The following is a 23,093-nucleotide window of genomic DNA, read 5'->3' on the forward strand; positions in this document are numbered from 1 at the left end:
TTGTATGCAAGAAAATATAATCTCAAAAAATAAACTTGAATCCTTTGATGAGTTGTTTGAGAGCTATCAATCAGCCACGGTGCTGACGAGGGAAGAGAAAGCAAAAAAAATAGTTGGACAACTTGATGCTTGGTGTGGAAACTTAGAAGGTATTTTGCAGATTTATAAACGCATACCGGCGCTTAATCAAGTAGGGATATTTAAAGGTACTCCTTGGGAAAACCCCTCCAGGTTGGTGCCTCAATTGGTGAATGGCACTTTTAAAAGTGGTCATCCCAATTCAACTTTCGAACTCCTTAGTGAGCTCAGGATGCTAGCCATTGCTCGGGGTGAAATTCAAGCTTCAGATAATTCGAAAGAGGAAGCAGAAACTTATTTGCAGGAGGTGTTGGTTTTGAATCTTGAATTCGTTTTTAACGAACCTCAGGAAGAAACCCGCCTTTTGATGAGTGAGGATGAGCTAAACAAGGTACATTCCTTGTTTGGCTTTATTTCTGAACAAATCCAACTGTCAAAGGTGAAAGCTTCATTGGTTGATGAACTGGTGTTGATTTGTGAGCAAAGGCCTGTTGTGACGGAAAAGCAAAGGAGAATCATAGCCTTGGTCAAAGAGAAAATAGCACTGGACCCTAATGATCCTGCTGATGAAGACTTATTGGCTTTTCAGCGGTCCATTTATCGACCTTCTATTGGCACTGAGGGCAAAACCTACAAGGAGTATGAGGAATATTTAAATGGTTTGTGTGAAGCTCAGTTGATTGTAGAAGCGGAGCAGATGAGTGAAGGCATGCTATCCAATGGATTGGTGAGTAGTTATCAGGCCAGCCTGCTTTTGTTTTTGGTAAAAAACAAGCATTTTGAGGTGGTAGCCAAATGCCTGGGACTTAATGAATCCGGTTTGGCTTGGTTTAGTGAGTATCAGGAATTTGTCTGTACCTTAATTGTGGATGTAATTCATCCCAACAATGCCCAGTGCATTTATGGCTTAGCCAAAAGTTTAGAAAACGGTGTTTTGTCGCGTTCGGCAGTCAGGGCAGGCTTACATAACCTGCTAACAATCTCTTTACACCCAAAAGTTAAAGAAAGAATCATAAAGTCCCTTGGAAACGCTAAGGGTGAGGTAAGTCCCAAGCAATTTTTAATTGGTGCTTTGCTAAGGATTTTAGGGCAACCCCTTGGCGTAGGTCAGGGCAATAATCCGACCTGTCAAAGTGCCAGAGGAATCAGTATGTGGAGTCAACATGCACCAGCTAAACTGATTCATATGGTACATGCTGCGGCTGTGCATAATGATTTAAGTTTCCGGTTTGAAGGCAGAGAAATAAAGTACTCAGAATCTGCTTTGGGCTTGGTTCAAAAATTGGATCATCAACTGGATGCGGTTTCGGTAACCCTGGTACCCATGTTAGATAAAATCTACAATGAAATGATGCGTAGGGCATCAGGTAGGGGGGAAGATCCCCACAAATGGGTCAATCCGGGCTTATATGGACAGTGGATACAAATTGGTTTCGCATCGGCCTATGATTATCTATCCAATGCCATAGTGGATTTTGACGGGTTTGTTAAGGTTTTTTATGCCATGTGTCATCCTCAATACAATGGTGGACACCGGCTAGTGTACCCAAATCCTGTAGGTATATTTATAACCTCTGCAAAAGGGGAGATGCTGGGGTTTCACGCAATTTCGTTACTTCGAGTCGAAAAAGACCCCCAAGGGACAATTAGGGCTTATTTCTTAAATCCTAACAACGAAGGGCGACAAAATTGGGGACAGGGAATTTGCCCTTCAGTATATGGCAACGGAGAAAATCACGGGGAGTCTTCCCTTCCAATTCACGAGTTTGCCGGAAGGATTTACGCTTTTCATTACAACAATCTTGATGCTACGGCAAAAATGGATGAGGTGCCTCAAAATGAGGTAAATAAAGTAAAAGAACTAGCAAAAAATAGTTGGGGAAAATCCTATACCTGGCTGGAAATAAAAAAACAATGGTAAAACATTCCTCGAGAATAGAATTAAATCAGGTTGCGTATAAGGGCAATATAAATTTCATTAGAAAGAAGATTGGGGACAAGCCTATACTTTCATCTGTGGTTAAGGCCAATGCCTATGGACATGGAATAGAAGCATTTGTACCCATGGCGGAAAGATGTGGAATCAATCATTTTTCCGTGGCTTCTTCCTTTGAAGCCGAACAAGTCCTGAGTGTCTGCAGCGCAGAAAGCCAGGTGCTGATTATGGGGATTATTTATGAAGAAGATCTGGGTTGGGCCATTTCCAATGGGATTTCTTTTTTCGTATATAATTTCAATCGACTTGCTAAGGTTTTGGAGGCAGCCAAAAAAGTGGGTAAGCAAGCTTTGGTTCATCTGGAAGTAGAAACCGGGGCCAACCGAACAGGCATGCATGCCCAGGAATTCCCAAAGGCGCTTGCCTTTTTAAAACAACATGCGGAGTGGTTAAAATTTGAAGGCCTCTGCACGCATTTTGGTGGTGCGGAAAGTGTTTCCAATCAATTTAAAATTGACCGGCAACACAAGAGATACAAAGGCTTTCTAAAGACTTGTAAAGATAAAAAGATGATGCCTGAAATTCGGCATATTGCATGCTCGGCTGCTGCTTTAGCCATGAAGGATACTGTCTATGATATGGTTAGGATAGGTGTGGCCCAGTATGGATTTTGGCCAAGCCCTGATATTTATTATGCTCACCTGCACCAGACCAATAAAAGCTCCGACTCAACAATGAAAAGAGTTTTTAACTGGAAAACGGATATCATGGATATTAGAACAGTTGAGCAAGGTGAATTTATAGGTTATGGTACGGCTTTTCAGGCAACCCAGAATATGAGAATTGCAGTACTTCCATTGGGATATTCAAATGGGTACCCTAGAGCACTTTCCAATAGAGGTCAAGTGCTGATTAAAGGTAAAAAAGCCCCAATTGTAGGCTTGATTAATATGAATTTATTTATGGTAGACATCACCCATATCAAAGATGTGGAACTTGGGGATGAAGTGGTTTTAATAGGGAGGCAAAAAAACAATGTAATCAATGTTTCAAGTTTTACCAATGCCACACAGCTATTAAACAATGAAATGTTAAGTCGATTACCTGCGGCAATCCCCCGAACAGTTATCAAATAGAATTACCGAAAAAGTAAATCATTTGATAAACGCATCCGTGATTATTTGTTTGGGGATATTTGGACCTTCAATGTATATTTCTAGTTCCTCACCGGAAATGTCATCGAAGTATAATACCTCAATGGAATGTATGCCTTCTTCCAATTCAATATGGTTGCTTTTTGAGCTACTTGAATGGGAGCCATCATGGTCTACAAGTACCTTACCATCTATTAAAATTTTACTTCCATCATCTGATTGGGTATAAAATGTATACGTTCCTGAGCCTGGAAGGGCCAAACTGCTTTTAAACCAAATGGCAAAGTGATCGGGCCGGTGAGAGATATGTTTCAGACTAAATTCTTTGCTTTTTCCCGATTTTAAAACTTTCAACCCGGTGAAGTCGGGGAGTTGAGTGAAATTTCCTTCATAATAATCCCAAGAAATTTTACCTTCTTCACCATTCCCTATTCTGTATTGATTGGTTTCAGGACGACTATAAGCTTCATTTTTATAGGTGACGGCCGTAACAATGGTGTTTTTCAGTATTTGAATAGGTTTCTTATAGCTTATGCCTGTTTCTTTGGTAGGTATGGATCCGTCTAAGGAATAAAATATTTCCGCTTCTACATCATCTACCTTTATTGCAACAGAAAGAGGGGATTTTGAATACAAACCTGAAACAGGAGCAACCAAAGGCATGGGAACATAAGGAGCTGAGATACTATTATTGTCAAAGGCTTCAAGAATGGGTCTGCCAATTCCTGCACTGGGAGGAGTTATGCCTATGGCATAGGCCAAGGTTACCGGGACGTCATAAATATAGCAAGGCTTGTCTATAATCAATCCTTGTTTTACTCCGGCTCCATACATAATGATAGGTATTTCTAATTCATTTAAAGAAGTACCTCCATGTCCTTTATTAATGCCACCGTGGTCTCCGGTTATCATCAATAAAGTTTCTTCCATAAGCCCTTCCTGTTCTAGTTGCTGAATGAAACTGCCAATTAGGCTGTCGTAGTGCGTGATAGCATTGAAATAAGCTTCAGAATCATGTCCATCATGGTGTCCAAAATGGTCAATCTCATCAATGTTTAAGAATAGGAAATCTGGTTTATCCTCAAAAAATGCATTCACTGCTTTTTCAAAAACGTCGTCCCCCTTTTTTCCTCGATACACTTGGTCTACTTCACTTAGATCAAACAACCTGGCCAAGCCTTCCCACTCGTAAAAAAAATGAACTTTAGAAGATGGAATTTGTTCCTTTACCCAGTTAATCAAACTAGGGTAAACCCCTTCTTTAGTGGTTAAGACGGGAGGCCACTTTACCATGTCCCTTTCCCAATCGTTGTCGTAAACGCCATGTTGCAAAGGACCTACACCTGTAAGCATTGCTGTCCAGTTTGGGGAACTGTTTGTGGGGAGTAAACAACGTGAAAACGGAGCCATGGCTCCGTTTTCCGTCATTTTATTCATATAAGGAGTGGATGCCTTCTGAAATCCTCTCGTTCCAAATGCATCCATCCCAATTAAAATTATATGTTTAACCTTCCGAGTAGATTTTGTGGGTTCACTACAGGAAAAGGCAATAAACGTAGCAATTATAAGCAAGAAAAAAATACCAGAAATTCTACTGATAAATTTCATCTATTGGTTGATAAGTGAAAATAATAATTCAGGTTCGTCAGTAGAAATAAATTCCACATTTTGATCTAATAACCATTTCATATCTTCTTCTTTGTTGACCGTCCAGACATTAACGGTTAAACCCAGGTCGTGGGCTTCCTTGATCCATTGAGGATTTTCTTTTACTTTTTTGATATTATAATCGAAGCCAAAAAAGCCTTGGTCTTTTAATTCTTGGGGCGTTTTATCTCCCATAAGGTAGGCAACATTTGCCTCAGGGTCCATTGAAATTACCTTTAGGCCCATTTCATAACCAAAAGTGATATAATCAACCCATTTTTCAGCGCCTAATTTTTTCACAATGGATACAGATTTTTCTGCCAATTCAATTCCTCTTTCTTTGGATACCCCCGATGGCTTTATTTCAAAGATGAGTTTGGTTTTATTCTGTTTCATACCATAGGTTAAATACTCCTCTACGGTAGGTATTTTCTCCCCATTGGGCAAAGGTTTTTCCAGAAGTTCAGCATAGGTGGTTTCCTCTATCACCATTCCATGGTGGTCTGCATCATGGTTTACTACCAGGATCCCGTCTGAAGTCATCCATACATCGAATTCAGATCCTGTGCATCCCAAGTCAAAGGCTTCTTGCAATGAGGCCAGCGAATTTTGGGGATGTGGGCTAGTTTTCCAAGCCCCTCTGTGGGCGATTACTTGGTTATCATTTAACTCCATACTTTGGTTGGTACAAGAAAAAAGGCATGCACATATGCCTATAATCAATAGAAAATGTTTTGACATCTAACTGTAGTTATTGTTTTTATTGCAATATTCTAAAAGTTAATGCAATCCACAACTCCTAAATAAAATTTATCATTAAAATAATATGGAGTTTGAATTAAAAAGTTGGCATTATTTGAAATTAGCAATAATTATTAGTCCCACATGCCTGTAGGAACAATTTCTAAGACATTTCCGAAAGGATCTTCAAAATAAAAACTACTGATGTCTTTTTTCCATTCCTGTTGGTGAGTAATGGAAATACCCTTTTTACTTAATTTTTTCTTAATCTCTGAATAATCTCTATGTGCCACTTCGAAAGCAATGTGTTGCTTGCCATAGGCATAATGTGGAGGCAAATTGTTGTCGTGCTTGGTTACCTCAGGTAAGAAGCAAAGCAAGACACTGTCTCCACATCTAAAAAAAACATGCCTTTGATCTTCTTTAGAAATTAATGGCATTTCTAATACTTGATGATAAAATCTTTCTGCAAGATCCAAATCATCTATGTAGAGACATGTTTCCTTTATCCTAGTGTATGAGATCATTCCAGGTATATTCTTTGTCTAACCGTTATTTTCTAAGTAAAAAGATTTTAAAATGTATTGCAATTGTTCGTACTCTATAAGAAATGCATCATGCCCATAAATAGAAGATATTTCCCTGTAGGTTCCTTTTGGTACATGTTTGCTGATATACCTGGATTCTTCACTTGTAAATAAGATGTCCGTATCAACGCCTATGGAAAGTACTTTACATTTAATTTTAGATAGGGCAACAGGTGTTCCACCTCGCCCCCTTCCGATGTCGTGGCTGTCCATGGCTTTGGATAGAATCCAATAAGACAGTGCATTAAACCGGTTGGCCAATTTTAGGCCTTGGTACCTTAGGTAGCTGCTTATTTTAAAATCATCCCTTTTTTCCTCTGTTTCACTTTGGTTTTGCAGGAAAGTCATGGGATGTCTATAACTCAACATTCCTATGGCTCTAGCTGTTTCCAAGCCTTTCTTACCTGCTTCAGGATGAGATTTTCCCCAGGAGCTATCCGATTCTATAGCCATCCTTTGGGTTTCATTAAAACCAATTATCCAAGGAGAAGCTTTGGCATTGGAAGCCACGATTATGGCATTTTCAAGCTTGTCTCCTAAAGAAACAGCCCATTCCAAGCCTACTTGACCACCTAAAGAACCTCCAATTACCGTATTGATTTTTTCCAAGCCCAGGTGTATTCTCAATTTATCCAATGCAGCTGCAATATCTCTTGTTGTAATATTGGGGAAGTCATAATAATAAGGATCCCCACTTTTAGGATTATTGCTTAAGGGTTGGGTAGAGCCGTAACAAGAACCAAGAAAATTTGCACAGACAATAAAATATTTGGAAGGGTCAAAAAACTTGTCCTCTCCAATTAATCCGGACCACCATTCATGAGGGTTGGCATCACCTGTTAAGGCATGCAAGACCCAAATAACATTGTCTTTGTTTGCGTTTAATTGGCCTTGGGTTGTAAAACTCAATTGGAATTCCGGAAATGATTCTCCGGATTCCAATGGTAATGCTTCCTGGCAATAGAAAATCTCTTGGGTCATTTCAATAGTCAAATGCGGCGATTGAAGGTTCATTTTAATTATTTTATATTTTGTCGAAAGCGGCCGAAAGGTCGGCTTTCACATCTTCAATGTGTTCGATACCTGAAGAAACCCTTAATAATGTTGGTGTTACCCCTGCTGCTAGTTGAGCTTCCTCAGAAAGTTGCTGGTGTGTGGTGGCTGAAGGTTGGATGATCAAGGTTTTGGCATCACCAACATTAGCTACATGGGAGATTAATTCCAAGTTGTTAATGAAGTTTGAAGCCGTTTCTTTCTCTCCTACAATTTCAAAGCTTAATACTCCTCCAAATCCGTGGGTTAGGTATTTTTTTGCCGTTTCATGATAAGGACTATTAGATAGACCCGGGTAATTAACGGACTTCACTTTAGGATGTGCTTCCAACCATTTTGCCAATTCCAATGCATTGTCTACAGTCCTTTGTACACGAAGGGAAAGGGTTTCCAATCCTTGAAGTAGTAGGAAAGAGTTGAATGGGCTGATGGCAGGGCCAAAATCTCTAAGACCTTCAACTCTTGCACGGATAGCAAAGGCAATATTTGGTAATCCTAAAGGATTATTATCACCAAAAGTATCCCAGAAATTAAGTCCATGGTATCCTTCAGATGGCTCAGAGAATTGAGGGAATTTGCCATTACCCCAATTGTAATTTCCCCCATCTACTATTACTCCACCAATGGAAGTGCCATGTCCGCCTATCCATTTGGTGGCAGAAGAAGTTACAATATTAGCTCCATGCTTAATGGGCTGACACAAGTATCCTCCGGCCCCAAAAGTATTGTCAACCACTAAAGGGATGTCATGTTTTTTAGCCAATGCAGCGATGGCTTCAAAATCCGGAACATTGAATTCAGGGTTTCCAATTGTCTCTACATAGATGGCTTTGGTTTTATCATTGATTTCTGCTGCCAAATCATCTACCTTGTCTGATTTTGCAAACCTAGCTTCAATACCTATTCTTTTAAAAGAAACCTTAAATTGATTGTAAGATCCTCCATAAAGAAATGGAGAGGTAACAAAGTTATCGCCTACACTTAGGAAGTTATTTAAAGCTAGAAATTGTGCGGCTTGGCCCGAGGCTGTAGCCACTGCTGCAACACCACCTTCCAATGCGGCCACCCTTTTCTCAAAAACATCTGAGGTAGGGTTCATTATTCTGGTATAGATATTTCCGAATTCCTTTAAGGCAAATAAATTGGCCCCATGTTCTGCAGAATTGAAAACATAAGAGGAGGTCTGATAAATGGGAACTGCTCTTGAATTGGTAGAAGGGTCTGCTTCCTGCCCTCCATGAACCTGTAATGTTTCGAAACGATAATTTTTAGACATGTTTTTTTATGTTTTAGGTTTGTTATCAATTCTGATTAATTTTCACGGTAAGAAAAACCAGCATAAGCTATACACGATTTTGCCGGTTTGTATTTCCATTAGAATAGAAATCTAATATCTGCTGAAAGTTTCTGGGGTTGTTATCCTTTATTGAATGGTGTATGGAGCTCATATAAGTTTTGAATTTATATTCCCAGATGTAACCTATTTCATCTGGCAGGAATTGGCACCTTGGATTTTCCAGGTTGCCAGAGGGTCAACGAGCCTGTCTCTTGCCTCTTCTATATAAATCCTAACTACTTCGGAAAAAGTAAAAGGATTGTACAAAATAAAGCCACATTGTCAAATTTTCCAATAGTTGTCAATGATTTTTTCTCTTTAAATGTAAACAAGTCAAATAATCAGCGAGTTAGCAGTTATTTTATGCTGTATTTTCATAAAAGAGAAAAGACAATTTAACAAATGACTCAATAGATTGAAGATGCTTCCTTCCATTTCGGCTAATAGAAAATAAGGGGGCGATGATTTTTTAATCTCTGTAATAAAGGTATTGGTTAGTTTTAAAGTTTTTTAACAAACGGTTCTAGATTCATTTCGTTGCATGTATTGTCCAGTATGTGGGCAGGTTTTAATGTCCAGCTTCAAAATAAACCAACAAAAGGATAATCTTACCGTAAAAGTTTTTGAAATTTGTAACAAACTTAATCTTTGGTACCTTACATTCTTGGTTTTTAGAGCGGGTGGTCTTAAAGAATGTCTTTTAAATTTATATATACACTTCAAATTCTATGGAAAGAAATTTCAAAACGTATTTTTACGCATTTTTACTGGGGATTTTTCTCAGCGGTTATGGGTCTATTTATGCATTTTCAGGTGAGGCATATGTAAAAGACAGCCTTAAAACGCCTGATAATTGGTTTTTATTGGATCCTATAGACGATGGGATCATGGGTACCGGTACGGAAAAAGCCTATGAAAAATTGCTTCAGGGGAAATCTCCAAAAGCTACAATCGTAGTAGCGGTTATTGATTCCGGAATCGACATAGATCATGAAGATCTTCAGGGTAAAATATGGATCAATGAGGATGAAATTGCCGGAAATGGAATTGATGATGATAAGAACGGCTATGTAGATGATGTACATGGTTGGAATTTTATTGGAGGAGCAGATGGTTCGCAGGTAGACAATGATTCTCATGAATTGACTAGAGAATACGTAAGGTTAAAGGCCATTTATGGAGACATGAAGAAGGAAGATGTGAAGCGAAGGAACCGGGAAGAGTTTGAATATTGGGAAAATGTCAGTAAAAACTTTGAAGAGGCTAAAGATAAAGCAGCATCAAATTACAACATGTACAATAACATGATGGAAGGTTTCTCAAACATGGCAGATTTGGTGAAGAAAGAATTTGATGTTACAGATTTTAGTCTTGAGGACTTGGCAAATTTTGAGTCAGATGATGAAAAAATTACTGCGGCCATTGACATGCTTAATCAAATGTTTGGTATGATAAGACTTGAAGACGCAAGTATCAATACCATTCTTGCAGAATTAGGTAAAGCCGTCAAGCATTTTGAAGTGCAGGCCAAGTATGCTTACAATACAGATTTTGACCCTAGAGGTATTGTTGGGGATGATCCGGATAACTATAAGGAAAAGTATTATGGAAACAATGACCCAACAGGTCCTGATCCTTCCCATGGGACTCATGTTGCTGGTATTATCGCAGCCAACAGAGGAAATGATTTAGGAATTGAAGGGATAGCAGACCATGTTTTGATCATGCCTATCAGGGCGGTGCCGAATGGTGATGAAAGGGATAAGGATATTGCCAACTCTATTAGGTATGCGGTAGATAATGGTGCAAACGTCATCAATATGAGTTTTGGTAAATCTTATTCTCCCGGTAAAAAATATGTGGACAAAGCAGTCAAGTACGCAGAGAGAAAAGGGGTATTATTGATCCATGCGGCAGGAAATAGCTCAAAGGAAGTCACTCCGGGAAATAACTTCCCAAACAGATGGTTTGCCAAAAGAGGAGTGTCTGATGCCTGGATAGAAGTAGGTGCTTCAGGCCCCAGAGAGGATGAAAATCTTGCAGCTGATTTTTCTAATTTTAGTAAAGAAGGGGTAGACTTATTTGCTCCGGGTGTAGATATTTATTCTACCATTCCTGACTCAGGTTATGAAAACAATAGCGGTACAAGCATGGCAGCCCCTACTGTTGCCGGAGTAGCAGCGCTTTTGCTTGCTTACTATCCGGACCTTAAACCGAAAGAAGTACGAAAAATTCTTACGAGCTCTGTTTATAAGGTTGGTGACGACAAAGTACATCAACCGGGTAATGAAGAATTGGTTGGTTTTGGAGATTTGAGTCAAACCGGTGGTATTGTAAATGCTTATCAAGCCATTAAAAAGGCAGAAGTATTGGCACAATAGTCTGTATATTTAAGCCCTGTAGATGGATTTACCCATTTATTTTGATTACAATGCAAGCACACCTTGCTTACCGGAGGTAGTAGAGGCCATAGTCCCCTACTTTACCTCTTCTTTTGGCAATGCTTCAAGTATCCACCATCCTTATGGCTGGTTGGCAGAAGAGGCGGTGGAAACGGCCAGAGAGCAAGTGGCAACATTGATCAGAGCAGAGGCAAATGAAATTGTATTTACGAGTGGGGCCACTGAAGCATTAAACCTTGGGATAAAGGGTATTGCTCAGATGGCAGATCCCGGAAAAAATCACCTGATTACCATCGCCACGGAGCACAAGGCTGTTCTTGATACAATGGAAAGTTTGGTAGACAGGGGATTTGAATTGACCTGTTTACCTGTAAGTGCTGAGGGTGAAATTTCTCTAGACCTATTGAGGTCAAGTTTTAGAGAAAATACCTTGATGGTGGTTGCTATGATGGCCAATAATGAAACCGGAAATCTACACCCTATCAAAGAAATGGCTGCACTATCGAAAGCCCATGGGGCGCTCTTCTTAACTGATGCGGTACAAGCCGTTGGAAAGGTTCCTGTTGATGTTAGGGATTTGGGAGTGGATTTATTGGCACTTTCAGGTCATAAAATGTATGCGCCAAAAGGTGTAGGAGCTTTGTTTATAAAGAAAGGGCTGCCTAAAATTCAATTAAAAGCCCAAATAACGGGAGGCGGACATGAAAGAGGCCGTAGGAGTGGAACCCTAAATGTGCCCGGAATTGTAGGATTAGGTAAAGCCGCTGAGCACTGCCTAGATGATTTGCAGGAGGAAAGCCACAGGCTTTTTAATTTAAAGAAGGAATTAGAGAATGGTTTACTACAAATTCAGGGTTGCCGACTAAACGGAAGTAGCCATCGTCTTCCTCATGTATGCAATGTTTCTTTCAATGGGGTCTCCGGCAAATCCTTGCTAATAAGGGTAAATAAAAAATTTGCGGTTAGTTCCGGGGCTGCTTGTAGTAGTATTTCTGATAAACCCTCTCATGTATTGACCGCAATGGGTTTGGATCAAAGGACTGCCATGGCCACTTTACGCCTTTCATTAGGCCGATTTACTACTGCGGCTGATGTAGCATTTGCCATTGAATACATCCGTGAAGTAATAGAAGATTTGCGTTCTATATAATTTTTAATTTATTAAAATGACAAAGAAAGACTTTACCCACCTGGACAAGGCTACCGGAAATCCGGCGATGGTGGATGTAGGAGAAAAGAAAATCACCCAGCGCTTTGCCAAAGCTTCTTGTAAAGTGGTGCTTGGTAAAGAAATCATGGGTTCACTTAATGATGACTCAGAACTGATAACAAAAAAAGGTCCGGTATTTCAAACAGCGATAATTGCAGGCACAATGGGGGCTAAAAAGACCGCTGAACTTATTCCGCTTTGCCATCCATTGGGAATGGATGATTGTAAGGTATCCATAGAGGCCATTGGGGAAGAGGAGATATTAATTACTTGTAGTACAAGGGTCACAGGGAAAACCGGGGTGGAAATGGAAGCCATGACAGGAGCATCAGTTGCGGCCTTGACCATCTATGACATGTGCAAAGGTTTTTCTCATGATATTTTAATTAAGGAAGTAAAACTGGAAGAAAAAACTGGAGGTAAACGTGACTTCAAAAGATAAACACCAAAAACATGTACACTTGGCCAAGCCCGATATGGGGGATTATGGCCGTATTGAATTGGGCTTCTTAGGAACTTCTTGTGGAAACATACAAAAATTAGCCCATCTGGCAATCGAACAATTGTCTTCAACTTATAAAATTGCTTATGTTGATGCGGACCATAAAGAAGGGGATGCGTTGATTGCCGGTAAGGGAGATAAAGAAAGTTTGATGCAGTTCCCAGATGCGGTGGAGCTTAGGGATAAAATCGTATTTAAGAGGTTAGATAGAAGACAGGAACAGGTATCAATCTTTGAGCAACGTGAATGGCTTAATAACCAAGAATTGGTTTTAATCAATGCCAACCATTTTAAAGCCAAAGATCAGGTATTGGTGATTGATCCAAAAAAACCAATGGAAAGAAAGCTTAGCAAAATCACCCGTGTTCGCTTACTGGTTTTGCAAGAAGGACAATCCACTATTCCGGAATATATAAAGGAACATATCCAAGATTGGGAGCAATTACCTGTGATTAATATTGCTGAGGTGGATAAAATCGTTTCTTTTATAAAAGAATTTACAGATGCAAATCGTGCCGAAGTAAACGGTTTGGTTTTGATAGGTGGCAAAAGCAGTCGGATGAACAGAGATAAATCCGGATTGACTTACCATGATAAAAGCCAAAAAGACCATGTTAGGGACTTGTTGCAAAAACATTGTAAGGAAGTATTCTTGTCCTGTAATGAAGTACAAAATGAAGGGCTCCAAGGGGAGTATTTGACAATCAAAGACAAAATTGCAGGTTTGGGGCCAATGGGAGGTGTTTTGTCTGCATTTATGGAAAATCCGGATACAGCCTGGCTTTCAGTAGCATGTGATTTACCTTTTTTAACCGAAGAAACCATCGCATTCCTGCTGAAAAACAGAAACCCTTCAAAATTAGCTACCGTCTTTTTGGATTCAGATGGCAAGTTTCCTGAACCCCTAATTACCATATGGGAACCTAGGGCTTACCCGGTATTATTAAGGTATTTGAGTCAGGGATATAGCTGCCCTAGGAAAGTTTTGATCAATTCAGATGTGGAAATTTTGCAGGCACCGGATGTACAAGAATTCCAAAATGTAAATGATCCTGAAGCCTATGCATCCGCCTTGAAAACGTTAAAAAAAGAAGAAATTTGAAGGGTAAGGCGTACTTCGAATTTCGTTCCAAGCCAATTTTTTAAGGTATATTTGCATCATGATAGATTTTACTAAGGAAGGAAAAATAGTCATTACTTGTTACGACAGGAATGCGCCATTTTTAGAAGCCGAATTACAGGCTTTGAATTTTAAAATCGATGGGGTTTTCCGAACTCATGTAGCATTGAGAGGCAGCTTGAATGATTGTATTTTTTTAAATATGCACTTAAGAACAGCCAGTCATGTTTTGTATGAAATCCATAGCTTTCCTTTAGATCACATTAAAGACCTTTACAAGGTTATCAATGAATTGCCTTGGGAAGAATATATAGAAACGGATGGTTATTTCTCAGTTATAAGCAATGTAAAGCATGAAACTGTTGATAATCCCTTGTTTGTCAATGTGAAAATAAAGGATGCCATTGCGGATAGGTTTAGAGACAAGTTCGGCGAAAGGCCGGATTCAGGATCTAATTTAGATGAGGCTGTTTTTCAGTTTTTTTGGAAAGGAGACCAAGCTAGCATTTATATCAACACCTCGGGGGACACCCTAATCAAACATGGTTATAGGAAAATCCCGGGAAGTGCTCCCATGATGGAGTCTCTTGCGGCTGCCTCCCTAGTAGCCTCCGGTTGGGATCAAAACAGTCCCTTTGTCAACCCTATGTGTGGTTCAGGGACTGTTGCCATAGAAGCCACTTTAATGGCTACGAACAGGTTCCCCGGCTTATTTAGGGACGATTATGCCTTTATGTACATCAATGGTTATGATGCCGGCGTATATTATGGTTTGAAGAAGGATTTAGAAGAGAAGATAAAACCAAGTCCCGATTTCCCTATTATTGCTTCAGATATAAGTGAAAGGGCTATAAATGCCAGTAAAGCTAATGCCAGAGAAGCAGGAGTTGCCGAATATATTCAGTTTGAAGTTTGTGATTTTAGAGAAGCAACCATACCGGAAGCAGACAAAGGAGCCGTCTTTTTTAACCCGGAGTATGGCGAAAGGCTAGGGGAGGAAGAAGAACTTGAATTGACCTACAGAGAAATTGGTGATTTTATGAAAAAAAGCTGTTCGGGTTATATTGGCTTGGTTTTTACAGGAAATCTCGATTTGGGTAAGCGGATTGGATTGAAACCTAAAAGAAGAATTCCATTTTATAATGGGACCATCGACTGCAGACTTCTTGTATTTGAATTGTACAAAGGATCAAAAACGGTCTCTTATAAAAAGCCTGAAAATAATAGTTAGGCGATTGCTCCTACAGGCTTCAATAAAGCTACTTTAATAGATAGCTTCTTCACTAAAACCTATGGTTTTCCCATCAATAATAGCACTTCAGGTGGCTATTTAAGAAAAGGAGATCTTAGGAAATGGTGTTGTTTTTAATATCATTTTTCGGAAATAAAAACGGAGTTGTTGGCATTGATGGCTACAACTCCGTTTTTTTAATTTTATGAATAGACTTTTTAACTTATAACCTGTAGTCGGGGTTCGCTTATAGACTTTTTAATTTTAGACTGATGGCCTTTACTTTTTGATTCAGGTCTAAAATGGCATTGGCATATACTTCATCCCAATGGTCCAAATTTTCGGTTTTGCTGTTTGCAATCTGATATTCAATAGCCGGAAGAATCCAAGATGCATAACCACTATAAGGATCAGAAGAGGCGTATAATGAAAGATACCAATGTCCAAATGGCATTCCTTCTTTATAAATAAAGCTTTTTTCAAGTTGGATTAGGGCCGAATTGATTTGTTTTACCTCTTTTTTCTTGAATTTGCCTTGGTCTAGAACTTTGGGCATTAGTTGCCTGAGTGAATTTGTAGTTTCCGCTAAGGATTGGATGGCAGCTTCTGATTGCTGAAAGCCGGAAAATTCCGGAAAATAGGTTTTGATTTTTTCGGTAGCTGTAGCGAAATGTTTCCGCAAGTCTTCTGCATATATGGGAGTATCATAAGGTATTAAAGTGGCATTTGCCAGTTTCAAAGACATTATCCCTGCCCATTGGGCAACTGCACCGCCCATTTTCAAACTTGGATCAATAAACTTTTCATAGAAATTAAAATCATCGTAATTGGTATGATAAAGCGTTTTTCCTCCGGTACCTCCACTCATTGAGGGTACTCCTGTATGCATGTAAAAACCAATATGATCAGATCCACCACCTAGATTACCAATAGGAAGATTTTCACCGTCTTTGGTCCACATGTCAAAGACTGTTTTGGACGAGTCGGGATAGGTGACTTTTTTAGCAGCATCCATCATTATTTTCTTCAAACTTGGAGCAGCAGCTCCCCCAAAATTTCTTCCGGATACGCCTGCATCAAAATTAAGGTAGGCCACGGCCTTGCTTCCCAGATCTTCCTTCATCTGCTCTACCCATTCTGTTGATCCAATGACCCCATATTCTTCACCATCCCAATGAGCAATCATAATAGACCTTTTAGGGCTAAATCCTTCATCTACCAGCTTACCCAATGCTTCAGACAAGGTTAAAAGCATGGCTGTACCGCTTCCAGGATCCGTGGTACCAAAAGCCCAAGCATCGTAATGGCAACCTAATATGATCCATTCGTCCGGATACATGCTGCCTTTTACTGTACCTATTACATTATTGATTCGGACAATTTCCTTGGGTTGAGATACTGCTAACCTAACTTTTAAAGCAGGTCCTCCATCTAATCTGTAGGTAAATGGGAGCCCTCCTTGCCAACCGCTCGGTACCGGCTTACCTTTCATCAAAGCCATGATTTCTTTGGCAGACCCATAGCCGATAGGTGTCACAGGAATTGTATGTAAATTTGTTTCTTTGGGGTCAAGACGCTTTACTTTAGTTTTTCCATCCAGTGGCAAAGCAGGTTCAAAGGGTGTCAGAGGGTCGCCCGTAAACGTTTCAGTCAATACAGAACCTCTTTGAATGGCACTCTCACTGTAATTATTGCCTTCCGGGTATACCAATCCTTTACTGAATCCATAATCTTTAGGGTCTGTGTATATCAGGACACCTGCAGCGCCATATTGTTCTGCATATTTTGCCTTAAATCCACGGAAGTTTCTACCATACCTGGCCAATACTATTTTACCTTGAATATTAATCCCAAGCTCTTCCAGTTTCTCAAAATCTTCTTTGGTTCCATAGTTAGCGTAAACAACCTCTGTAGTGACATCTCCTGAACCTGAATAAGCATTCCAGCCTTTATCGAGGTCAGGGTGGGAGGAGTAAGGGTTATCAGGAATAATGTCCTCCATCTGATTCAATGGCTGTCTTTTAGGGGTTACAATTTCTACGATTGAAGTACCCGGATTTTTAGGGATATAGACATCAAATGGATATAATTTGGTGTCTAAGTTGGCTTTGGACATTATCTTGACAAGGTAATCCCTTACCACTTCATTGGCTTTAGAACCAGCGGTGTGTGGATCGGCAGTAATGGTTTTGAGGTGGTTTTTAAAGCTTGTGAAATCCACCGTTTTTAAAAATAAATCTTCTAAGTCGGTCTGAGTTTTGCTTTCACTTTCCGAAAAACCGTCAAGGCGACTTTGAGCCTGCAGGTTAAAAGTCAATCCTAGAAATAAATAAATTAAAAGTAATTTCTTCATGTTTAAATTATTGTAGCACCTGTTCAACAGTCAGAATATTCTCACTTGGTTGATTTCTGATACGTTTGGTTCGTAAATATCTCTTAAGTTCAGCAGCATCGAAGAGCTCATCTTCAGGGTCAAAACTACTGATTCTAACTCTTCCTCTTGAATGAATGAATTTCCCATCACCTATCCACATACCTACATGGACCACACGCTCCTTGGTAGTATCTGTAGCGGGAACACCAAAAAACAATAGGTCACCCACTTGTAAATTTTCCCAATTTTTGTTCTCGTCTATCAATTCACCTTCATTGACCTGCTGCGAGGCGTCTCTAGGAATGACCATGCCGTTAAGGAAGTAGATGGTCTTAGTGAAACCACTACAATCAATTCCCTTTGGGGAAGTTCCTCCCCATAGATAGGGTGATCCCATCATTTCTCGTGCAGTCTGAATTAGATTATTGTCACTTGTGTTTCTGCTGTTTTTCCAAACTTCGTAGTTGATGGCATGATCCCCTTGAATAACTCCCGTCCTTTGATCGGGAAGGGTCACCAAATAATTTCCATTTTCATAACCATTTACTTCCAATACATTTCCTGCGGTGATATCACTTACAATGTCCTCAAATTTGTCATCACTATAGATACTACTAATCATTTCTGTGACCACCACTTTTTCTTTTTCAAACCATTTATCCAGGGTTGGTTGATCCACCAATACAATGGCTGCAGCATCTACCCATGATATATAATCATCAGGTGTTTGTACCAAATACCAATTCCCGCTTGATTTTAAAACATTTAAGGGAGTGCCCATCAGGGCTTGCGTAGCAAGTTCTGCAGAATGTTTGGGTGCACTTCTTATATTGGCCACGGAATTGGTTACCAAAGCCAAGTGTTTGGTCCCTAGTTCAGCGGCAGGCAGTAGCTGAATGGAATCACTAAATTCTTTATTATTTTCAGCTAACTTTGCGAGCAAAGCATCATGGGCTTCGGGTAAATTAGTTTCTCCTAATAATTTGCCATCTTCCCATTGAACATCGAATAGGGCTACACGTTTATCCGGAGCAAACTCTTCTTTTACTTCGGCAATAATATTGTCAATTTCTGTTTTCCTGTCTTCACTTTTGCAAGCAATGAAAGTAGCCAGCAAGAATAAATAAATGTAAAATGTGTATTTCATGGCTAAATACGCTATTATTCTCTATTGATTGGAGAAAGTTTAAAATAAAATAATAAGGAAGAGTCCCTAATTTAAGGTTGCATTTCCCTATTCAAGAATTCTTGATAAAGCCGAATATGCCTATTGGTCATAGGTATTCTATAGCCCTTAATAAATACTTGTTGAATTTGAGTTTTGGGTTCAAAGGGATCTCCATCTGAAATAAAAAGTGTGGCATTTTTACCTTCCTCAAGTGAGCCCATTTGCTCACTTAGGCCAAACATTTCTGCGGGGTTAATGGTAATGGCTTTCAATGCCTCGTCAGTACCCATTCCATAAGCAGCTGCAAAACCGGCGTGGAAAGGCAAGTTTCTAACATTTTCGGCTTCCATTGTTCGTAAGGCTATTTTAACTCCTGCTTTTTGGAGTAGTGCCGGGTTATTATAGGGAGCATCATATTTGTCTGAATTTCGGGTTGGCAAGGCCAGGACCGGGCCTGTAATGACCGGGATTCCGGCAGCAGCAATTTTATCTGCCACTTTCCATCCTTCAGCCACCCCTGTTAGAATAGGGGTTATCTGTTTTTCCTTTGCCCAAGCAAGAGCAGAAATGATATCTTGGGCAGCATTTACTTCAATAAGTAAGGGAAGTTCTTTATCCAATACCTTTGAAATTTGCTCCATTTCGGGGTAATATTCTAATTCTCCGCCTTTCTTCTTGATGGAAAGGTAGGTTGCCGCTTTTTCCCAAAGCTCGTCAATTTCCTTTAGGGATTCTTTTGCAGCCTTGTTCAAATCTGATAAGGAACGGTTGTCATAGCTTCCTGATCTTGCGGCTGAAGGGAAATTCATATTTACCCCCTTAAAACCTCCATACATTTGTTCAGGGGTGTAACCATTTAGATTGATAAGTGCTGCTGTGCCGGGAAAATAGCCGCCTCGGGGTTGTGTCAGCACTGTAGTGACTCCACTAACGCGGGTAACAGGTATGGCTACCCCATTGGGGTTTACCGCAGTAAGTGCTTGCATTTGTGGTGTCACTTTTCCCAATTCCATATAATCTTGAGTTTCCCGCAAAGCGTTTATTTCCACTATTCCCAAACTGGTACCTCCATCTATAAAACCGGGATAAATGAATTTGCCTGAACAGTCAATAATGGTATGGTTTTGCTCAGGAAGGTCTCTACCAATGACTTTTATTAGTCCATTTTCTATTAGTAAGTCATGATTTTCCAAAACCCCGTTAGTTACGGTATAGATTGTTGCATTGGTTAGCAAGAAATTGGCCTTGAAAGGTTTGATAACTTCGCCTTCGATCTGAGCAATCAAACCCTGATTTAGTAATAAAAAACAGAGCCCTAAAAACAACTTAAACGCTTTCATTGAAATTTTATTTTTGCAAAGGAAATTGAGCAGTCTCTTCATTGTAAACAATTAATAGTGTTGATTTTCAGTAAACAACATGTCAACATCCTGCATGCAGTTGTGTGTGCCTGTACTTAAAAGAAATGGATCAGGGGATCTTTTTACGTTGATCTTTAGTCTTTGATCGGCCTCATCAGATGCTCTATCAAAATATTTGACACCATCTACCCAAGTAATCTGAGGAATGGCATATATAGAAAGTGGATGTTTGTCAAACAATACCAAATCAGCCTGTTTTCCCACCTCAATGGATCCTACAAATTGGTCAATTCCTAATTGTTTTGCTGGGTTTATGGTAATCAAGGCCAAGGCTTCATCATCAGAAAGTCCTCCATATCGCTGCGTTTTTGCTGCCTCATGATAGAGGTGACGAATTAGCTCATCTGAGTCTGAGTTAATGGAGGTGACCACCCCATTTTTTGTAAGTATGGCCGCATTGTAAGCTGTGGAATAATACACCTCAAACTTGTAAGCCCACCAATCCGAAAATACAGAAGCTCCCATGGTGTATTTTGCCAGTTCCGGTGCTACCTTAAATCCTTCATTTACATGCGAAAAGACAATTTTGTCTATGCCATATTCCTGGCAAACTTGGATTAGCATATAAATTTCATCAGCCCTATAGGAGTGGCAATGAATAATAATTTCACCTTCCAAAATGTCTACAAGCGTTTGCAGTCTGGAATTATACTTTGGTGGGGTGGAATTTATCTTTTTGTCTTGCTTGTCTTTTTCCCACTTAGCCCAAACTCTCTTGTATTGCAGGGCTTCTTCAAAGCCGTTTCGGATGACGGCTTCTACGCCCATTCTGGACCTGGGTTGAAGGTTCTTGCCTATTCCGTGTACCCTTGTTGGATTTTCTCCTAGTGCAAATTTAATGGTACGTGGTGCCTCTTCCATTATCAGTTTTTCGGGATCAGCTGTTCCGTAACGGAGCTTTAGGGTTACATTTTGTCCTCCAATTACATTGGCAGATCCATGCATAGCATGAGATATGGTGGTTCCTCCGGCCAAAGCCCTGTATATAGAAATATCGAATGGATCGATTACATCCCTCATTTGAACCTCTGATGTTATGGGACTGCTGGCTTCATTGATGATCTCAAGTGCCAGGTGGGAATGTGCATCTATTATCCCGGGCATTAAATATTGTCCGGTAGCATCCACGACTGGAATGTTTTTTTTGGCCTTCAAATTGGCACCGATTTCTTTAATTATCCCATCTTGAATGAGTACATCTGTGTCTTCTAGGGTGCCATTGGTAATGGTAATGACGTGGGCGTTTTTTATCAAAACGTCTGCGACAGGATTTTTCTGAGAGAAACCTTCTGTACCCAACCAAATTATTAAACCAGCCAGTAGTAGTAATTTTTTATTCATGGTTTTTATTCGGTTTTACTTTTTTGGAAGCTTTTACAGTAAACTGATTATAGCCCTTGATATTCATTTTGCCTTCAAACTTGTCTGGATCTAAGTCTCCTGATACCGTTACCTCCAAGACTTCCTCGTTGGTTTCAACCGTAAATGAAAATGACAAAGCATCCTCGGTCTTCAATAAGTCTTTCATTTCGGATTTTTTTATTCCGGTTCCTTTTGGACTATCATAGGTGATGGTTCCTTCCCATTTGTTATCTTTTTGAACAAATTCCCATGTTCCTTTTGATTGTCCAACCGGTGTTTCGGCTGCATAATTCCAAACTTGGTTTTTAGCATCAGTCAATTTAGCATCTTCACTGTAATCAAAAAGGTAACCATCACTAATGACCATTTTTACCTTAGCATCCTTTGAGAAAAGACTGTCGGTCATCACTACCATATTGGCCATTTTACCGGGAGAAATGCTGCCGTTGATATTTTCTATTCCCAAAAGTTTGGCTGGGTTGTTTGTCAATGCTGCTAGTGCAGTTTCTTTAGAAAGCCCATTTTCAATCATTAAATTAAGGTTCTTAAATAGGTCTTTCTTTTCTGTACCAAGACTGCTGAAAGCAAAAGGGATTTCGGCTTTTTCAAACTTAGAGGCTAGTGTTAATGCTTCTTTGTAGGCTGCTTTTCCTCGTTTAATGAGGGCTTCGTAATCTTCCCCTTGCTCTGCTTTTGGCAGTGAATCTGTGAAGCTATCCTTAGGTAGATCCAAGCTTAAAACAACTCCGATTTCTTTGGCTTTTAGTAAAGGGATTGCTGAGCTTCCCTCATTTACGCCAAGTAAAATAAGCTTAAAATTGTTTTCATCTTGCATTTTAATGGCCCTTCTCAAATCCAATTCACTATTTACGGATACCAATAAAGTCTGCTTGCCTTGAGTGACAGGGATGAGTGCATTCAGCACAGGGTCATTTTTAATTCTTCCAATGTGTTGATTACCCTCATATAGCTTAAGGCTTTCTTCATGAAGGACTGTGTTTTGGTACAAGTCACGCCACTTTGCCATTACTGCAAGTTGGGTGTGAGGATAAAGTCCCCTGATAGTGCTAAATTGAAAATACTGGGATTGTAAATTTGTAAGCAAATTGTTGTTGTCAGGATTACCATAAATAACAACTGCTGTAGAACCGGGTAACATTCCTTGTCCCACAGGAAGTTTTTGTCCCAGTGTAAACCCAAGTTTTCTCCATTCTTCTTCAAGGTTTTCATCCAATTGATAATGTTTGGCTGCGGAAAAATGAGGGTGGATGCCGGCGATTTCAGGATCTGGATTGGATGAGTCAAAATTATCGGGCCTTTCTGGAAGCTCAGGTGCCTTGACTCCTGTTTTATTACCGAAATCAATAAATCCGGGATATACAAACAGGGATTTACCATTGATCTCTTTTGCATCTGTAGGAGCCTGAAGGTTTTTTCCAATTTTCACAATAATTCCATTCTTAAAAAGAATGTCATATTCGCTAAGTATTTTATCCGGTGAGGGGATTATTGTTGCCCCTGTTAGGAAATAACTTGTCGTTACCCTTTTTTCACCATTATTGTCACTTTGCGCCGGTGATTGGCTTATATTCACAAGCAGACATATTACAATGGCAGTAAAATAGGGTAAAATGAGTTGTTTTTTTGACTTCATTTTTAAGAATTTGTACTGAACTAAAAGCTAAAATTAAGCTTTTAAACTCAATTTAGGAATAGATATTAGTTAAATATTGGCCTCAAGTATAGAATAGCTTTTCTTTCACAAATGACA

The 23,093-nt window shown here is 39.7% G+C and carries 17 protein-coding genes and 1 riboswitch; of the genes, 7 read left to right on the plus strand and 10 right to left on the minus strand.

What is annotated here, in order from left to right; genetic code table 11:
* Positions 1 to 4: 4 nt before the first annotated feature.
* Both Q4534_RS05400 and alr read left to right on the plus strand, forming a co-directional pair.
* Positions 5 to 1,999: a hypothetical protein gene (locus Q4534_RS05400; protein ID WP_303612148.1), complete on the plus strand. Its 1,995-nt coding sequence runs from the start codon at positions 5 to 7 to the stop codon at positions 1,997 to 1,999.
* A complete protein-coding gene (gene alr, locus Q4534_RS05405; protein WP_303612149.1) occupies positions 1,993 to 3,150 on the plus strand; it encodes an alanine racemase in 1,158 nt (385 codons plus the stop codon). The genes Q4534_RS05400 and alr overlap by 7 nt, the downstream gene beginning before the upstream one ends.
* Before the next feature lie 18 nt (positions 3,151 to 3,168).
* Here alr and Q4534_RS05410 read toward each other — a convergent pair whose 3' ends face one another.
* The 5 genes from Q4534_RS05410 to Q4534_RS05430 form a co-directional block, all read right to left on the minus strand.
* Positions 3,169 to 4,653: an alkaline phosphatase family protein gene (locus Q4534_RS05410; protein ID WP_303612150.1), complete on the minus strand. Its 1,485-nt coding sequence runs from the start codon at positions 4,651 to 4,653 to the stop codon at positions 3,169 to 3,171.
* Between the two features lie 123 nt (positions 4,654 to 4,776).
* Positions 4,777 to 5,556 carry a glycerophosphodiester phosphodiesterase family protein gene (locus Q4534_RS05415; RefSeq protein ID WP_303612151.1) on the minus strand — a complete coding sequence of 260 codons (780 nt, stop codon included), beginning with the start codon at positions 5,554 to 5,556 and terminating at the stop codon, positions 4,777 to 4,779.
* 134 nt (positions 5,557 to 5,690) lie between these two features.
* Positions 5,691 to 6,080 (minus strand): VOC family protein, encoded by a 390-nt coding sequence (locus Q4534_RS05420; protein ID WP_303612401.1) that lies wholly within the window; start codon positions 6,078 to 6,080, stop codon positions 5,691 to 5,693.
* 21 nt (positions 6,081 to 6,101) lie between these two features.
* Complete coding sequence (metX, locus tag Q4534_RS05425) at positions 6,102 to 7,157, minus strand: homoserine O-acetyltransferase (RefSeq protein ID WP_303612152.1); 1,056 nt, start codon at positions 7,155 to 7,157, stop codon at positions 6,102 to 6,104.
* 10 nt (positions 7,158 to 7,167) lie between these two features.
* Positions 7,168 to 8,472: an O-acetylhomoserine aminocarboxypropyltransferase/cysteine synthase family protein gene (locus Q4534_RS05430; RefSeq protein ID WP_303612153.1), complete on the minus strand. Its 1,305-nt coding sequence runs from the start codon at positions 8,470 to 8,472 to the stop codon at positions 7,168 to 7,170.
* A 182-nt stretch (positions 8,473 to 8,654) separates the two neighbouring features.
* A riboswitch (SAM riboswitch) is annotated at positions 8,655 to 8,764 on the minus strand.
* A gap of 496 nt (positions 8,765 to 9,260) precedes the next feature.
* Here Q4534_RS05430 and Q4534_RS05435 point away from each other — a divergent pair.
* Genes Q4534_RS05435 through Q4534_RS05455 form a run of 5 tightly spaced genes read left to right on the plus strand, consistent with a single transcriptional unit; the run spans position 9,261 to position 14,997 of the window.
* A complete protein-coding gene (locus Q4534_RS05435) occupies positions 9,261 to 10,913 on the plus strand; it encodes a S8 family peptidase (protein WP_303612154.1) in 1,653 nt (550 codons plus the stop codon).
* A gap of 22 nt (positions 10,914 to 10,935) precedes the next feature.
* The gene (locus Q4534_RS05440) at positions 10,936 to 12,084 is read left to right on the plus strand and encodes a cysteine desulfurase family protein (protein WP_303612155.1); all 1,149 of its coding nucleotides are present in this window, start codon (positions 10,936 to 10,938) and stop codon (positions 12,082 to 12,084) included.
* 16 nt (positions 12,085 to 12,100) lie between these two features.
* Positions 12,101 to 12,586 carry a cyclic pyranopterin monophosphate synthase MoaC gene (moaC, locus tag Q4534_RS05445; protein ID WP_303612156.1) on the plus strand — a complete coding sequence of 162 codons (486 nt, stop codon included), beginning with the start codon at positions 12,101 to 12,103 and terminating at the stop codon, positions 12,584 to 12,586.
* On the plus strand, positions 12,570 to 13,748 hold the full coding sequence (locus Q4534_RS05450; RefSeq protein WP_303612157.1) for an NTP transferase domain-containing protein: 1,179 nt from the start codon (positions 12,570 to 12,572) through the stop codon (positions 13,746 to 13,748). Before moaC ends, Q4534_RS05450 begins: the two co-directional genes overlap by 17 nt.
* A 58-nt stretch (positions 13,749 to 13,806) precedes the next feature.
* Positions 13,807 to 14,997 carry a class I SAM-dependent RNA methyltransferase gene (locus Q4534_RS05455; RefSeq protein WP_303612158.1) on the plus strand — a complete coding sequence of 397 codons (1,191 nt, stop codon included), beginning with the start codon at positions 13,807 to 13,809 and terminating at the stop codon, positions 14,995 to 14,997.
* Positions 14,998 to 15,244: 247 nt separating this feature from the next.
* On the opposite strand, the gene Q4534_RS05460 is transcribed toward Q4534_RS05455, so the two are convergent.
* The 5 genes from Q4534_RS05460 to Q4534_RS05480 all read right to left on the minus strand — a co-directional run bounded on the left by Q4534_RS05460 (position 15,245) and on the right by Q4534_RS05480 (position 22,976).
* Positions 15,245 to 17,350, minus strand: a complete 2,106-nt coding sequence (locus Q4534_RS05460) for a M28 family peptidase (protein ID WP_303612159.1) — start codon at positions 17,348 to 17,350, stop codon at positions 15,245 to 15,247.
* A 7-nt stretch (positions 17,351 to 17,357) separates the two neighbouring features.
* The gene (locus tag Q4534_RS05465) at positions 17,358 to 18,518 is read right to left on the minus strand and encodes a C40 family peptidase (RefSeq protein WP_303612160.1); all 1,161 of its coding nucleotides are present in this window, start codon (positions 18,516 to 18,518) and stop codon (positions 17,358 to 17,360) included.
* Positions 18,519 to 18,589: 71 nt separating this feature from the next.
* Positions 18,590 to 19,879, minus strand: coding sequence for an amidohydrolase family protein (locus Q4534_RS05470; protein ID WP_303612161.1), 1,290 nt, complete (start codon positions 19,877 to 19,879; stop codon positions 18,590 to 18,592).
* Between the two features lie 51 nt (positions 19,880 to 19,930).
* Entirely contained in the window at positions 19,931 to 21,301 is a 1,371-nt protein-coding gene (locus tag Q4534_RS05475) for an amidohydrolase family protein (RefSeq protein WP_303612162.1), read from the minus strand.
* Positions 21,294 to 22,976 (minus strand): amidohydrolase family protein, encoded by a 1,683-nt coding sequence (locus Q4534_RS05480; protein WP_303612163.1) that lies wholly within the window; start codon positions 22,974 to 22,976, stop codon positions 21,294 to 21,296. Before Q4534_RS05480 ends, Q4534_RS05475 begins: the two co-directional genes overlap by 8 nt.
* Between the last annotated feature and the right edge of the window lie 117 nt (positions 22,977 to 23,093).

The sequence above is a fragment of the Cyclobacterium sp. 1_MG-2023 genome (assembly GCF_030546805.1).
Taxonomy (GTDB): domain Bacteria; phylum Bacteroidota; class Bacteroidia; order Cytophagales; family Cyclobacteriaceae; genus Cyclobacterium.

Coding starts and splice junctions, on each gene's coding strand:
- Q4534_RS05400 (WP_303612148.1), top strand. CDS start 5: ATGCAAGAAAATATAATCTCAAAAAATAAACTTGAATCCTTTGATGAG.
- alr (WP_303612149.1), top strand. CDS start 1,993: ATGGTAAAACATTCCTCGAGAATAGAATTAAATCAGGTTGCGTATAAG.
- Q4534_RS05410 (WP_303612150.1), bottom strand. CDS start 4,653: ATGGATGCATTTGGAACGAGAGGATTTCAGAAGGCATCCACTCCTTAT.
- Q4534_RS05415 (WP_303612151.1), bottom strand. CDS start 5,556: ATGTCAAAACATTTTCTATTGATTATAGGCATATGTGCATGCCTTTTT.
- metX (WP_303612152.1), bottom strand. CDS start 7,157: ATGAACCTTCAATCGCCGCATTTGACTATTGAAATGACCCAAGAGATT.
- Q4534_RS05430 (WP_303612153.1), bottom strand. CDS start 8,472: ATGTCTAAAAATTATCGTTTCGAAACATTACAGGTTCATGGAGGGCAG.
- Q4534_RS05435 (WP_303612154.1), top strand. CDS start 9,261: ATGGAAAGAAATTTCAAAACGTATTTTTACGCATTTTTACTGGGGATT.
- Q4534_RS05440 (WP_303612155.1), top strand. CDS start 10,936: ATGGATTTACCCATTTATTTTGATTACAATGCAAGCACACCTTGCTTA.
- moaC (WP_303612156.1), top strand. CDS start 12,101: ATGACAAAGAAAGACTTTACCCACCTGGACAAGGCTACCGGAAATCCG.
- Q4534_RS05455 (WP_303612158.1), top strand. CDS start 13,807: ATGATAGATTTTACTAAGGAAGGAAAAATAGTCATTACTTGTTACGAC.
- Q4534_RS05460 (WP_303612159.1), bottom strand. CDS start 17,350: ATGAAGAAATTACTTTTAATTTATTTATTTCTAGGATTGACTTTTAAC.
- Q4534_RS05465 (WP_303612160.1), bottom strand. CDS start 18,518: ATGAAATACACATTTTACATTTATTTATTCTTGCTGGCTACTTTCATT.
- Q4534_RS05470 (WP_303612161.1), bottom strand. CDS start 19,879: ATGAAAGCGTTTAAGTTGTTTTTAGGGCTCTGTTTTTTATTACTAAAT.
- Q4534_RS05475 (WP_303612162.1), bottom strand. CDS start 21,301: ATGAATAAAAAATTACTACTACTGGCTGGTTTAATAATTTGGTTGGGT.
- Q4534_RS05480 (WP_303612163.1), bottom strand. CDS start 22,976: ATGAAGTCAAAAAAACAACTCATTTTACCCTATTTTACTGCCATTGTA.